The sequence below is a fragment of the Blautia faecis genome, assembly GCF_020554845.1.
Classification (GTDB): domain Bacteria; phylum Bacillota; class Clostridia; order Lachnospirales; family Lachnospiraceae; genus Blautia_A; species Blautia_A faecis.
Genome location: NZ_JAJCIA010000016.1, coordinates 1 through 14,463, shown reverse-complemented (window position 1 = coordinate 14,463; position 14,463 = coordinate 1). Strand labels below are relative to the sequence as shown.

Here is a 14,463-nt window from a genome sequence, read left to right as displayed (position 1 = left end):
GCACGAACGGCTTTTTGACCTTTTGACACTGGTATCATAATATAGCACTACATAAAAACCAGAGTATCGTTTTCAGGAAATCAGCAACTATACTCTGGTTTATTCTATATATTTTTTCAAACACGCAAAAAAAGGAACTGCCATCATGACAATTCCTCTTTTATACTTATTCAGTTTTCTCTTCCAGAAGGCTGCTGTGAACATACGCCTCAGAGCCTTCATAGTCAATCTGGATCCAGTCTCCGCTCTCACCTTTCTTGACTACTTCTGTCCCAGCGGACAATCCACCAATCACTTCTGCATCACTGCTGGCTGCTGCACGGACATTACAATCCTCTGTCACTACCAGCGTAGTTCCATCGGCTGTCTCTGCAGATCCTGTGACATCCTCACCAAGACCATCAAGGAAAGCAGCAAGTGCAGGATCTGCAGTCTGTGCATCCTCATACTGCTTCTGTACCTTGGCCTTCAGCTCCTTCACGTCGTCATCCTGACGCAAAGAAACTTCATATTTCGTTATCTCGTCGCTGTCATCGTGAGCAGCGCCGTCAATCTTCCAGTTCTCGTCTGTGTCCTTTACCACATAGAACTCAGCAAGCGCAGGTACCTTTGTATCAATCCCCTGACAGATGTAGTAAAAACAGGAATATACTACATAGGAATCGTCATCAAGCCCCTTTTTCGTGTAGATATCACCAGCTTCATACCCTTCAATGTACTTGGCATTGGTAATCTTAGACTCGTCTGCCGGTGCAAGATTATCTACCAAAGTACGCAATGTGGTAATATCTTTATCCCCCAGAGCTGTGTAATAGCTCTTGATCAATGAAGTAATCTCTTCATTAGCTTTTTCCATGGGATTGGCGTCTTTCTTCCCGTCAGTCTCCCCATCATTTGCCGGAGAAGAAGGAACATTTCCCTGGTCGTTGTCTGCTGTTACCTGCTCATCGGCTGTATCCTTGCTGGAATCGCCCTTCCCGCTTCCCATAAATGCACGGATACCGAAAAACAGGACAACCACGATTAACAGAATCGCTCCGCCAAGCATAAAATAGCGAAGGTTATCTGATAACCATTCTCTGAAATTATCCAAGTTCTTGTCCTCCTTAATACAACGCACCGGAACGCCCGATCGTTCCAGGCAACACACCTGAAGGGAATCGAACCCCCGCACATGGTACCGGAAACCACTGCTCTATCCACTGAGCTACAGGTGCATAAATTCGAAAGCTGCATTATCATTAGTTACTGTCTAACATTTAAACAGCAACCTCATATACAACCACTTCGACTAAAAAATTATAGCACAATATCGACTGGATGTAAAGTTTTTTCTTTTGACGGAATAGTTATGTCAGTTTTGAAAAAGGGGCTGTCGGGAAATAGACAGCCCCGCCCTCATCCGGGCAAAATCTCCCACAAATTGTGACGCACATCTTGCAGAAAGCCTTTTTCAAACACGCTCTAGTACTCCATTTTTACTCCATTTTCGTAATAAATAGCTTGAAATTATAATAATTTACGTGAAATACACCACTCTCTCAACCCTTGGAAATACTGGAAAAATCAGGTGTTCCGTAGAGGTCGTATGGGGTGCTCTGATATACGTAATAATTTAGCCAATTGGTATACAGGTTGTTGGCATGGGCTCTCCACAGCAGAAGCGGACCGTTTTCGGGGTTGTTGTCGCGGTAGTAGTTTTCAGGCATTTCGATGGGGAGACCTTTGCCAAGATCGCGTTTGTACTCGCCGTCCAGGGTGACACGGTCGTATTCCGGGTGACCCATTACAAAAATCTTGCGGCCGTCTTCTGCCATGGCAAGGAAAAGGCCTGCTTCGTCGGATTCTGCAAGGACAGTAAGGTCTTTGCAGGCATGTACATCTTCAATAGGAACTTCTGTATGTCGGGAATGAGGTGCCAGAAATACATCATCGAACCCTCTGACCAGCGGAATTTTGCGGTTCATTACCTTGTGCCAGAAAAGGCCAAACATTTTCTTATCCAACTTACGTTTCTTCAGTCCATAGAAATGGTAAAGCGCAGCCTGAGCAGCCCAGCACAGGAAAATGGTAGATGTCACATGGGTCTCTGACCAGTCCATGATCTGGGTAACTTCCTCCCAGTAATCAACCTCTTCAAACTCCATCTGTTCCACCGGTGCGCCTGTAATGATCATTCCATCAAACTTCTTATCTTTCAGTTCAGAAAAAGTCTGATAAAATTTGTTCAGATGACTCCTGGAAGTATTTTTCGCCTGATGGGACTCCACTGCCATAAAGCTTACGTCAACCTGCAGAGGAGTATTGGAAAGAGAGCGAAGAAGCTGAAGCTCGGTTTCCTCTTTCAGTGGCATTAAATTTAAGATCAGAATATAAATCGGACGGATATCCTGGTGCATAGCACGGTTCTCGTCCATAACAAACAGGTTTTCTTTTTCCAGAATCTCCTTTACCGGGAGATCACTTTGTATTTTAATTGGCATTGCAATTTCCTCCTACTATTATACATACTTTTTGTCATTCCTTTCGCTTCGCTCAAGGCACAAGCAAGTTATGAAAAAGTTACTGTTCACTGGTAACGTTCCGCGAGGTGTTTTTTATAAACAAAGTTCACAGAAAACCCGAAAACCTCGTCGCGAGATCATGGGATTGCATGATTTTTATGCATCGCAAAGGGGATTGCTGTAAACGAAGTAAGCAAAAAACACAGATTACCAAAAGGCATTCTGCAAAATATACCGCAAAGTACAACGTACAGATTACCCAAATTTTCTTTTAAATCCCCGCCAGCTCCAGGAAATCCTCCTCCGACAAAATCGGGATTCCCAGTTCCTGAGCCTTCTTGTTCTTGGAAGAAGCAGATGTTTTATCGTTATTAATCAGATAGTCTGTTTTCTTTGTTACAGAGCCGGTCACCTTACCGCCGCGGGCTTCGATAAATTCCTTTGCCTCAGAACGGTTGGAAAAATGCTCCACACTGCCTGTAATAACAAAGGTTTTCCCTGCAAAAACCTGTTCTGCTGAAGTCTCCTCATGAACCAGATGAAGATGACTGAGCAGATGATCCAGCTTCCGATTGTTCTCTGCGCTCTTAAAATAATCAGCCAGACTTCCGGCGATTACCGGACCGATTCCTTCAATCGAGCTGATCTCTTCTTCATCTGCATGGCGGATTTTCTCTATATCGTCGTCAAAATATTTACAGATCACCTTGGCATTTGCAAGACCGATACCTGTAATCCCAAGACTGTAGATCACCTTGGCAAGAGTGGTCTCTTTCGCCTTCTCCAGACTCACCATCAGATTATCAAAGGACTTCTGACCAAATCCTTCCATTTCTACGATCTGATCTTTATATCTTCCAATTTCAAAAATATCACCAAAATTATGAATAAATCCCATTGCAATAAACTTCTCCAGAGTTGCCTCTGAAAGTCCGTCAATATTCATGGCATCACGGCTGGTAAAAAGGCTGAAGGACTTAATCTTCTTGGCAACACAGTCCGGATTCATGCAGTATAATGTCTCCACATCGTTTTCCTTGCGGATACGCGCCTCCCGGCCGCACACCGGACATTTATCCGGAATTACCAGATTGCCGCTTCTTGTAAGATTCTCCGCAATCTGGGGAATGATCATATTGGCTTTATACACCTTAATGGTATCTCCAATTCCAAGCTGCAATTCCTTCACAATACTGATATTGTGCACGCTGGCACGGCTTACTGTAGTACCTTCCAGCTCCACTGGTTCAAAAATTGCAACCGGATTAATCAGTCCGGTTCTTGACGGACTCCATTCCATATCCACCAGCCTGGTTTCCCGCATTTCATCCGCCCATTTAAAAGCAAAGGAGTTTCGCGGAAATTTCGCAGTACTTCCCAGAGACTCCCCATAGGCGATGTCATCGTAGGTCACAACCAGTCCGTCTGATGGAAAATCGTTGTTTACAATTGCCTTGGAAAAATAATCCATGGCTTCATCCAGACTTTCAGAGGTAACCACCTTATACTCCACCACCTCAAAGCCCTGTTTCTTCAGCCAGATAAACTGCTGCTCCCTGGAATTAGAAAAATCCACATCCTGGGCACTTACCAGGGCAAAGGCATAAAAACGCACATTTCGTTTCGCCGTAATCTCGTTATTCAGCTGACGCACGGAACCACTGCAAAGATTCCGCGGGTTCTTATATTTGGCATCTGCATCGCCTATAGTCTCGTTGATCCGCTCGAACTCAGAATAAGTGATAATCGCCTCACCCCGAAGCACCAGCTGACCTTTATAAGGGATGCGAAGAGGGATATTCTTAAACACCCTGGCATTGTTGGTAATAACCTCACCTACAATTCCATTCCCCCTTGTTACTGCTTTCACAAGCTCACCGTTCTCATAAGTAAGAACAATGGTCAGACCGTCCAGCTTCCAGGATAAAAGGCATTTGTGATTTCCTATAAATCCACGGAGCACTTCCCTGTCTTTTGTCTTATCAAGGGATAGCATGGGGCTTGGATGTTCTTCCTTCGGAAGTTCATTGACTGCCTCGTATCCTACACGGACAGTAGGACTATTTGTGAGTACAGTGCCGGTTTCTTTTTCCAGCTGCTCCAGCTGGTCGTACAGGCTGTCGTACTCCTGATTGCTCATGATTTCCCTGTCTTCCTGGTAATATGTCTTCGCGGCCTGATCCAGCTTTTCTACCAGTTCTTTCATTCGCTGTAGAGAATTTTCCATGATGTCCTCCTGTTTTACTGTTATAATTACTGCAAGCAGACTTCCTCTGTGAGACAGACTGCCGTTTTTCTGAAATAGTGCGGGAAGCAGCTGGCTTATTTTGCCTTTTTACTTCTGGAATTGAAGAAAAGGGAATGCTGTCTCTTCCCTGTTTTTGGGAAAATACAGGCGCACTGTCCTGCCTTCTGGTTGCGGGAAGCTGGGAGGAATCTGTAATTCCACGTTCCAGCTTCTTCCACTCCTCCTGGGTGGCTTCTCTGTACCCGCCCTCTTTCAGGTCATCTATTGTCAGTTCCATGATTCGTACGCGCTTCAAACTAAGCACCTGATATCCCAGATATTCACACATTCGGCGGATCTGCCGGTTCAAGCCCTGGGTGAGAATGATCCGAAAAGAATTTCTCCCTGTTTTTTCCACAAAACACGGACGGGTAATGGTATCCAGAATAGGAATTCCAGATGACATTTTTTTCACAAAATCACCATCAACTGGCTTATTCACAGTCACCAGATATTCTTTCTCATGGTAGTTTCCCGCACGCATGATCTTATTTACCAGGTCTCCCTGGTTTGTTAAAAGCAAAAGCCCTTCGGATTCCTTATCAAGACGTCCTATGGGATAAATTCGAACCGGATAATTCAGATACTCCGTAACTGTAGTCTCCTGGCGCTGTTTTTTTGTGCTGCACACCACACCTCGGGGCTTGTGAAATAAAAGTAGAACTTTTTCTTCTACTTTTTTCACAGGCTTACCATCCACAAATACAACTGTATCTGCTGTAATCCTTTCTCCCGGTTCTGCCTTATGACCTTCCACAGTCACCCGTCCGTTCTGGATCAGGCTGTCAGCCTCACGTCTTGAACAGAATCCCGCTTCGCTTAAGTATTTGTTGATTCTGATTTTTTCGTCCATTTTTCCATTATATAGTTTTTCCCGGGCATATGCAAGGCAAACCTTGCCCCAAGCTCCGGAAGCTCCAGAACACATTTAAAAAAGCTTTCCCGCAAAGTGTAATGCACATCTTGCAAAAAACCTTCTCCACACACGCTCCAAAGCGAATATTAAGCAGCCAATAAAGAAGATAGAAGCATGCAAAAAAGCCAGGACAATTTCCCCGTCAACACTCTGCAGACACTGTAAATTCTTCCACACTGCCGCAGGCATTACACAGGAAAATCCATCCCGGCTTCCACATTCTTTTCTTATTTTTCCAATAAGAAAAACCTCTTTATTCCGTTTTCAGATCTGAGAACTTCATTTTCACAACACACATAGCTCCCATCATCAGTGCTACACCGATGATCAAGCACAGCGGGCTCTGGATAAAGCCGGCGAAAATGTAAGTTACAAAGGATACCACTGCTGCCACAATGGCATAAGGCAGCTGGGTTGACACATGATTTACATGATCACACTGAGCTCCCGCGGAGGCCATAATCGTCGTATCCGAAATCGGAGAACAATGGTCACCGCAAACAGCACCAGCCATACAGGCAGAGATGGAAATGATCATCAGGTCTCCCGGTGTGTTTTCAAATACATGAACCACAATCGGGATCAGAATACCGAAGGTTCCCCATGAAGTACCAGTAGCAAATGCCAGGAAGCAGGCTACCAGGAATATAATAGCCGGAAGCATATTTACCAGCCCCTCTGCTGAAGACTTCACCATTTCCGCAACAAACTCAGCAGCACCCAGACTGTCCGTCATACTCTTTAAGGTCCATGCAAAAGTAAGGATCAGGATTGCCGGTACCATGGACTTAAATCCTTCTGGAATACATGCCATACAATCGCGGAAGGACAGCACTCTGCGCACCATATAAAGAAGAATGGTGATCACCAGACCGAAGAAGCTTCCAAGCACCAGTCCGACAGAAGCATCACTCTGGGAAAAAGCAGTTACAAAATCTGTACCGCTGAAAAATCCACCAGTATAGATCATACCGATTACACAGCAGATAACCAGAGAGATGATAGGGATCAGAAGATCCATAACCTTTCCTCTTGGGTTCACCGGTCCATCACCTTCGCCTGAAGCATAAGGACGGGCTGCTGTGGTAAACAGATCTCCTTTTAACGCATTGGACTCATGCACACCCATAGCACCAAACTCTTCTTTCATCAGAACCATGGATACCATCATTACAATCGTAAGAAGTGCATAATAGTTATAGGGAATAGCTCTTACAAACACGGACATTCCATCCTCACCCGGAACAAAACCGCTGACAGCAGCTGCCCAGGATGAGATTGGTGCAATGATACATACCGGCGCAGCTGTGGCATCGATCAGGTATGCCAGCTTCGCGCGTGATACATTGTGCTGATCTGTGATTGGTCTCATAACACTGCCTACTGTCAGACAGTTGAAATAATCATCAATAAAAATCAACACTCCAAGCAAAATGGTTGCCAGCTCTGCCCCAACTCTTGTCTTGATGTGTTTGCCCGCCCAGCGTCCAAAAGCGGCTGAGCCTCCAGCCCGGTTCATCAGGCAGACCATAGTTCCAAGAATTACCAGGAACACCAGAATACCTACGTTACTGCCGGATGATAACACACTGATCATTCCGCCTGAAAAAATATGGTTAACCGTTCCCTCAAAATTACCGCCAGAGTACAGAAGTGCTCCAACTAAAATTCCAAGAAACAAGGAACTGTAAACCTCTTTTGTGATCAATGCCAGAACGATTGCCACAACTGGCGGTATCAATGACCAGAAAGTAGCGTACACAGCAGGTGTGCCAGCCTCCTCTTCTGCCGCTGCCAGAACAGTCACCGGACATGCCAGGACAAACATCATAACAGTTGCAAAAAGAACAGACAACTTTTTACAATTGTACTTCATTATCGATTTCCTCCCTCTTTTTTCCTGAATACCAGATGACCAGTCACAAACCGGTCAGAGCGTTTTCTTAAAAGCCTCCTCTTCTTTAACGCAAAAAGCCATGAATGCACTCCCATTATGGGGACACATTCATGGCATTTATTCTTCACAGGATCTATACCTTAGATAGCGCTCCACAACAGTGACAGTCTGCCGCATATTCTGCGTCAGCCCAGAACTTCTCTCCTGGCTGAGAAAAAAATCCTTCGGCAGTCTCCCCTTTCATTCCAGCCAGTCTGCCATACGACCCAGAGCCTGTATCTGCGTATGCCCATACTCTGCACACAACCAGTCTCTGCAGCTGAAATTACTGATGAAGCCTGCGCCTCTATCATAACTTCCCGTATTCAGTTTATTCACAAACTAAATGTATCAGCTTTTTCCTGTAAATGCAACCCTTTTATTCACAATATTTGAAAATACCGTACTCATTTACCTGACCGATCAGTAAGAACCCTTTTGTTTCCATATACAGCTGCTTCTTTTTGCTTGGAACAGGGAAAACCAGGTAATTGCATTTCAGTCTTTTTGCATTTTTTACTACCTTTTTGATCACCGGTACTTCTGCCACAAGCTGTTTATGGAGCCATCTTGCAGCTTTTTTTCCAGAGGCTCCTTTACCGCCTCTTCCGTAAGGCATTTTGATAGATGGATCATAAACTCTCACGTAGGAAGCTATTTTGTCATCTGTTGCCAGGTAGATTTCTTCATTTTCTTCCTTCTGCTCATTGATCAGATTGCAGATGCTTACTACCTCATCAGGAATCTTCTGTACATTCTGAACCTTTTTGTAAAAACCATCTCTATTCAGGCCAGTTCCGCAAAAAGCCAGCACTGCCGCAATAAAAATCAGAAGTATGTACTGCCGTGGTCTGGAAGCTCCCGCCTTTTTTATCAGGCAGGTTCCTGCATAAGCTATAAGCGGCATTGCCGGAAGAATCCATAATACTCTCCAGTAAACCGACCGTCCTATACATTTCTGTATAATATAAGCAGTCACCGGACAGAAAAACACAGCAAGAAAAACTACAATATAGCCGGATAAAATTCTGGATCGTTCTTTTTTTCTTCCGAATACCAGGAAATACAAACATGCAGCCAGCAGTAAATAGACATAAAATCCGTTCCCCCAGTATTTCTGCCAGGCATCCAGTGAAGCCAAAAGTGCTCGTTTCATCTCTCCACCTCCTAAAATACCAGAATGTATACCACGCCAAGTATCAAGGATGGCAGACAGCAGACTACACTCTTTAAGAATCTTCTTCCGTCTCTGAATTTCACCAGACTAAGCAGAGCAAATACTCCCATCAGAAGAGGGGCAAGCATGATTCCCATTGAGGAAAACAGACAGCAGGCTCCATTTGCCAGAAAAGCCAGGCTCCATGGATATTCCGGTTTTTCCTGCATAAAAATCTCCATACAGAGCAGAAATAAAAATGGTAAAAATACCCCTGCCAGCACAGCTTTTCCCTGCCAGATCCTGCCCATTGTAAAAATTTCTGAATTGTATACCGAATATCCGCAAAACCACAGGATCACGGCACAAAGGATCATAAAAATCCCCTGTTCTCCAGCCTTTCCCTTGAAGAATATGCGGCTGTACTGAAAAAGCACCACATATGCCAGAAAAACAAATACCGCCGGAAAAACAGTATGTGCCACAATGGCTGGATGAAGTCCTCCGCATAACCGGCTGGTCACGGCAAGAAATGCAGGAAACGGAGAAAGAATGTAACGGCTTGGCAATACATTGTAAGCGGCTCCGGTGTAGGGGTTATATGCATAAAGAGAATCGGTTTCCACCGCGGTAGTGGCTGTTCCTACATAAAAAGCATCATCTTCATCCATATGGGCATAAAGCACCACAACGACAAGCTGGAACAGAATCAGAATTCCTGCCACCACAAGCTCCGGGGAAATTCCAGTCGCTTCTGTCCTTCTGCCGCAATATGTGCCAGCGCCTTCACCGGTTTCCTTCTGCCTCTTCTTATAAAGACTCCGGGCACCCAGAAATGCCAGTACACCAGCCACCACGCCATATGTAATGGTCAGCACATGAAGCGGCTGTTTGGTAAAAATCATGGTAAGAGAAAGCAGCTCTGTAATGGCAAACAGCAGTGTATAACCGGCCAGAAGATATTCACCGCAGGTTCTTTTTTCTCTGCGGAAATAGAATCCCCCTGCCAGGCAGGGAACTACCAGCAGCCAGATCACTGCCAGTATCCCCTTAAAAATAAATCCCATATATTATTTCTCCAGTTCTTTTTTCAGAATTCCCATGGCAATCTTCTCCGATGTGATCGGCAGCTCTCTTACCCGGACACCGGAAGCATTGTAAACCGCATCTGCAATTGCAGGACAAGGGGTATCGATTACCAGCTCACCGATGGACTTGGCACCAAAAGGACCGCTCTTTTCATAGCTGCTCTCAAACTCAACCCGGATATTTCCAATATCCTCACGGCTTGGGATCTTGTACTGCATGAAAGAATTCTCACGAATCTTACCTTCTTTGGAATACTGCACATTCTCCATAAGTGCCATACCGATTCCCTGGGCAACTCCTCCCTCAGTCTGCACACGGGCAAGATTGGGATTAATAGGAGTTCCGCAGTCTACAACTGCCACATAATCGATCAGGTCAATATTTCCTGTCTCTTTGTCTACTTCCACCTCTGCTGCCCCAACCATATAAGGCGGCGGAGAAATCTGGGAAGAATAGGAGGCAGTCACCTGCATTTCCAGGGTATTTCCGCAGGTTCCCTTATAAGCAATCTCCTGAAGACTGACCTCTTTTTCCCTTGCGTAGACTTTCTTTCCATCAAAGTCTGCTTCCTCAGGACTTACACCCAGCATTTCAGCACCCAGCCGAATAATCCTCTTTTTCAGCTCATTGCAGGCGTTAATAACTGCATTGCCTGTAGCGTAAGTAGTGGCAGATGCATAAGAACCGGAGTCATATGGAGAAACATCCGTATCCACACCAAATGCAACAATATTCTCAAATTCTGTTTCCAGACAGTCGGCTGCCATCTGGGAAAGAATGGTATCACAGCCCGTACCCATATCTGCACATCCAAGGGAAAGTGTATAGGATGCGTCCTCATTCAGCTTCAGGGTTGCGCCTCCCACGTCTACATTGGCAATAGAGGAGCCCTGCATCGCCATGGCAAGACCTACGCCGCGGACTTTTCCATTTCCCATATCACGGCATGGATATTTCTCATCCCAGCCGATCATCTCCTTGGCCCGGGCAAGGCAGCGATCCATCGTACAGCTTGCTGTATGAGTCAGGTTTCCATCATAGTCATACATTGGCTCGCCTTCAATTGGCATATTCAACTCACGGATCCTTGCAGGATCCATATTCATCTTATGGGCCAGCTCATTGACAGCGGATTCCACTGCATAAATTCCCTGTGTGGCACCATATCCACGATATGCACCGGATGCCTGCACGTTGGTGTAAACAACCTCATAGTCAAAAGCATAGGCTTCCAAATTCCGGTACAGGGCAATTGCCTTATGACCTGTAAGTCCGATGGTTGTAGGACTGTGATCTCCGTATGCACCAGCATTGGAAAGCGCCTCTACTTTAATTCCTTTTACGATTCCGTTCTCATCTGCACCAACTTTTACGTGTACTTCCATCTCATGACGGGGAGAAGCGCAGATTAAAGATTCATAACGGCTGTAAACGATTTTGGATGGACGTCCTGTCATCCAGGTAACAATTGCCGGATAAATTTCACAGACCTCTGTCTGCTTGGCTCCAAAGCCGCCGCCAATACGAGGCTTGATCACGCGGATCCTGGAGGATGGGATTCCAAGGGCATTTCCAAGGATTCGGCGAAGGTGGAATGGTACCTGTGTGGAGGAAATCACATTCAGTCTGCCGAAATAGTCCTTGGTACAATATGTGCGGAAGGTCTCCATCATACACTGCTGATCAGCCTTTGTGTGATAAACTTCATCTACTGTGTATTTGCATTCTGATAAAACCTTGTCGATATCTCCCATTTCCTCATGGCCTTTTGCTGCAAGATTCCGCTTGTTATCTGCACCAACCGGGAACTTGGATTCCCAGTCTTCTTCCGGGTGGACCAGAACCGGATTATCCTTGGCTGTATGCATATCCAGAACCGGTGTTTCCACGCGGTATTTCACTTTAATGCGCTTCATGGCAAGATCTACGGCAGCTTCTGTTTCTCCTGCCACAATTGCCACTGCATCACCTACGAAACGAAGATGCTGATCCAGGATCATTCTGTCATAAGGACTGAACTCCGGATAGGTCTGTCCGGCAGAGGCGAAACGTCTCTTTGGAACGTCTTTCCAGGTAAGGATCAGTGCCATTCCTTCTACTTTCATGGCTGTGTCCGTCTTGATCTCTTCCACCCAGGCATTGGCATAGGGACTCCTTAAGATCTTGATGATCAGGCAGTCCTTTGGTGCCAAATCGTCTGTGTAAACTGGCTTTCCGGTCACCAGAGCCATGGCATCCTTTTTCTGCAAAGATTTATTTACATAGCTCATGCCTGCACCTCCTTCTCCTGGCTGTTTTCGTTCTTCTTATATTTCAGATATTTCAGGATACTTCTGGTCTGTCCAACAAAACCGGAACAGCGGCAAAGATTGCCGGCCAGATATTCCTTAATCTCTTCTTCAGTCGGATCTTCCAGTTCTTTTGTCATCGCAAGTACATTCATGATAAATCCCGGATTACAGAATCCGCACTGCTCTGCACCTTCATTGGCAAGAAAAGTTCCAAATTCTTCTGCTTCTGCCTGAAGTCCCTCCATAGTGATGACCTTTTTGCCGTCAATACGTGCTGCAAGGACACTGCAGGACAGCATTGGTTTGTCATTTACCAAAACAGTGCAAAGACCGCAGTTGGCAGTTTCACAGCCTCTTTTTACACTGTAGCAGCCAAGGCTTCGAAGAAACTCCAGAAGCATGGTGTCAGGACTGATTTCCGCTTCCTTTTTTGCTCCGTTCAGCCAGAAATTAATTTTCATCTGTCATACCTCCCACTGCTTCTAATGCTCTTCTTGTGAGAACCTTCACAAGAAGAGTTCTGTACTCTGCGCTGCCTCGCATGTTTCCAAAGGTAGGAACCTTCCGGGCTGCATAGTCTGCAAATTTCTGAACCGCTATCTTCTTCTCTTCCGAAGACATGGTTTCCATGCCTGCAAGGAGACCTTCTTCGTCTTCCAGAAGAAATGCCTTCGCCGGACGGGCGCCGTAAACTGCTCTCACACCATTCTCAGACAGCCTGATACAGCATGCCAGTACCGGGAAATCGGTCTTGGTATTACGCTGGCTTAAATAGGCAACCTTCAACGGAGTTTTCTTTATGATAATGCGTACCAGAATATCTCTGTCTTTTGGCATTTTCACAAAATCAGAAAGACAGACTCTGCCGCCTTTAAAAAGTTCTACCTCTGTATCAAGTGCCAGAAGCATGGTGAGTACATCGGAAAAGCCGAAGCGTCCCCAGATACTTCCGCCTACAGTAGCGCAGTTGCGGAACTGTACGCCTACAATATGGCGCAGGCTTTCTCTTATGGCACCTTTCGTATATGTATGAAGTCCCTGATGGAGTTCCAGGTCCCGCAATGGGGTCATACAGCCGATCACAAATTCACTTTCTGTTTCTGTGATGGTATCCAGACCAAGCCCGGAAAGATCAATGGCTGTGGTTACAACACGGTTACCCATTTTCAGCCACACCATGCCGCCAAGCACACAGGCAGTCCGCTTCTGGTTCAGCTCATAAGCCTGTTCCAGAGATTCTGCTTTCACATAATTTTTTATTTTGAGCATGTTAAATTCCTTTCTCATATTGTATCACTGTTCATCGTTTTCCAAATACGCTTTTCCAGAGCGTGTTTGAAAAAGGCTTTCTGCAATCTGTACCTTCAGTGAACAGCAATCGTATTGCTATTTTTAGTATAACAAGAAAGGGTTCAAATTTCCAGCGAAATGACGTATTCAGAATATTTTTTTATTTTGATTTTATGCAAATTATATAGATATTTTCGTACAATTGTGTTATAATGCGAAAAAGAACAGAAAATAGTTCTCATAAACTATTTTATAACAAAATTTTTTACAAATCCACCACAAAAGGAGGCGCCGTTTATGAGTAACCGTGTTATAACAATCAATCGTATGTTTGGAAGTAACGGACGTATTATTGGAAAGGCTCTTGCGGAGGAACTGGGATTTAAGTTCTATGATAAGGAGCTGATCGAAATGGCCAGCAAGGAGAAGAATATTCCTTTCGATGAGTTTGCCAGAGTAGATGAGAGAAAAGCCAGCCAGTGGCTGTATCCGGTGGATTACGAGCTGCAGATGAATCCGGAGTACCATTTCGTTCCCATGAATGATGTGCTTTACGATCTGCAGAAGAAGATCATTTTGGAGGCAGCCGAAAAAGAGAATTGCGTGATTGTTGGACGCTGCGGCAATTATATCTTACAGGATAATAAGGATAAGCATCTGAGTCTGTTTATCTATGCTCCGTTTGAAGACCGTGTGAAGACGGTGATTGCACGTACCGGCCGGGAGGAAAAAAGTGTAAGGAAGCTGGTGAAACGTACGGATAAGGAACGCCGGGCTTATTATGAGTATTTTACGGATACTAACTGGCTGGATATGCTGCAGTATGATCTGTGTATTAACAGTAGCAGGGTGACGAAGGAAGAGATTGTGGAGATGGTGAAGAAGTTGATCTAAAGTGTATATTAAAGACAGCCCCGTTTTTGGCGGGGCTGTGATTTTTTGCTATTTAATTGGTTGGTCGTTATCCCGGACGCGATTTCACAATGTATATTCA

12 protein-coding genes, 1 tRNA gene, 1 pseudogene and 1 riboswitch are annotated in these 14,463 nt (G+C 45.2%); of the genes and pseudogenes, 2 read left to right on the top strand and 12 right to left on the bottom strand.

Annotation, left to right across the window (positions count from 1 at the left end):
* Positions 1 to 166: 166 nt before the first annotated feature.
* The 3 genes from LIZ66_RS09505 to LIZ66_RS19965 form a co-directional block, all read right to left on the bottom strand.
* Positions 167 to 1,093, bottom strand: coding sequence for an SH3 domain-containing protein (locus LIZ66_RS09505; RefSeq protein WP_227200770.1), 927 nt, complete (start codon positions 1,091 to 1,093; stop codon positions 167 to 169).
* 52 nt (positions 1,094 to 1,145) lie between these two features.
* Positions 1,146 to 1,217, bottom strand: a tRNA-Arg gene (locus LIZ66_RS09500).
* 132 nt (positions 1,218 to 1,349) lie between these two features.
* Positions 1,350 to 1,436, bottom strand: a complete 87-nt coding sequence (locus tag LIZ66_RS19965; protein ID WP_408611523.1) for a DUF6783 domain-containing protein — start codon at positions 1,434 to 1,436, stop codon at positions 1,350 to 1,352.
* Here LIZ66_RS19965 and LIZ66_RS19300 point away from each other — a divergent pair.
* Positions 1,401 to 1,502 carry a DUF6783 domain-containing protein gene (locus LIZ66_RS19300; protein ID WP_308768411.1) on the top strand — a complete coding sequence of 34 codons (102 nt, stop codon included), beginning with the start codon at positions 1,401 to 1,403 and terminating at the stop codon, positions 1,500 to 1,502. The genes LIZ66_RS19965 and LIZ66_RS19300 overlap by 36 nt on opposite strands.
* A 39-nt stretch (positions 1,503 to 1,541) precedes the next feature.
* Here the strand turns inward: LIZ66_RS19300 and metA are convergent, their stop codons facing one another.
* The 9 genes and pseudogenes from metA to LIZ66_RS09455 all read right to left on the bottom strand — a co-directional run bounded on the left by metA (position 1,542) and on the right by LIZ66_RS09455 (position 13,448).
* A complete protein-coding gene (metA, locus tag LIZ66_RS09495; RefSeq protein WP_227200771.1) occupies positions 1,542 to 2,483 on the bottom strand; it encodes a homoserine O-acetyltransferase MetA in 942 nt (313 codons plus the stop codon).
* Positions 2,484 to 2,775: 292 nt separating this feature from the next.
* Positions 2,776 to 4,731: an NAD-dependent DNA ligase LigA gene (ligA, locus tag LIZ66_RS09490; RefSeq protein WP_227200772.1), complete on the bottom strand. Its 1,956-nt coding sequence runs from the start codon at positions 4,729 to 4,731 to the stop codon at positions 2,776 to 2,778.
* A gap of 259 nt (positions 4,732 to 4,990) precedes the next feature.
* A pseudogene (locus LIZ66_RS09485) lies at positions 4,991 to 5,644 on the bottom strand (pseudouridine synthase); the annotation flags it as partial.
* Between the two features lie 316 nt (positions 5,645 to 5,960).
* Positions 5,961 to 7,583 (bottom strand): Na+/H+ antiporter NhaC family protein, encoded by a 1,623-nt coding sequence (locus tag LIZ66_RS09480; RefSeq protein WP_226838133.1) that lies wholly within the window; start codon positions 7,581 to 7,583, stop codon positions 5,961 to 5,963.
* Between the two features lie 158 nt (positions 7,584 to 7,741).
* Positions 7,742 to 7,961: riboswitch (Lysine riboswitch) on the bottom strand.
* 61 nt (positions 7,962 to 8,022) lie between these two features.
* A complete protein-coding gene (locus LIZ66_RS09475) occupies positions 8,023 to 8,799 on the bottom strand; it encodes a hypothetical protein (RefSeq protein WP_226838134.1) in 777 nt (258 codons plus the stop codon).
* 11 nt (positions 8,800 to 8,810) lie between these two features.
* Positions 8,811 to 9,866, bottom strand: coding sequence for a DUF6077 domain-containing protein (locus LIZ66_RS09470; RefSeq protein WP_118584040.1), 1,056 nt, complete (start codon positions 9,864 to 9,866; stop codon positions 8,811 to 8,813).
* A 3-nt stretch (positions 9,867 to 9,869) separates the two neighbouring features.
* Positions 9,870 to 12,158, bottom strand: coding sequence for a xanthine dehydrogenase family protein molybdopterin-binding subunit (locus LIZ66_RS09465; protein WP_227200773.1), 2,289 nt, complete (start codon positions 12,156 to 12,158; stop codon positions 9,870 to 9,872).
* A complete protein-coding gene (locus LIZ66_RS09460; RefSeq protein ID WP_173735168.1) occupies positions 12,155 to 12,640 on the bottom strand; it encodes a (2Fe-2S)-binding protein in 486 nt (161 codons plus the stop codon). Before LIZ66_RS09460 ends, LIZ66_RS09465 begins: the two co-directional genes overlap by 4 nt.
* Positions 12,630 to 13,448, bottom strand: a complete 819-nt coding sequence (locus tag LIZ66_RS09455; RefSeq protein WP_148462289.1) for an FAD binding domain-containing protein — start codon at positions 13,446 to 13,448, stop codon at positions 12,630 to 12,632. The genes LIZ66_RS09460 and LIZ66_RS09455 overlap by 11 nt, the downstream gene beginning before the upstream one ends.
* Positions 13,449 to 13,766: 318 nt before the next feature.
* On the opposite strand from LIZ66_RS09455, the gene LIZ66_RS09450 reads away from it, so the two are divergent.
* Positions 13,767 to 14,363, top strand: a complete 597-nt coding sequence (locus LIZ66_RS09450; protein WP_148462290.1) for a cytidylate kinase-like family protein — start codon at positions 13,767 to 13,769, stop codon at positions 14,361 to 14,363.
* The last annotated feature ends 100 nt before the right edge of the window (positions 14,364 to 14,463 follow it).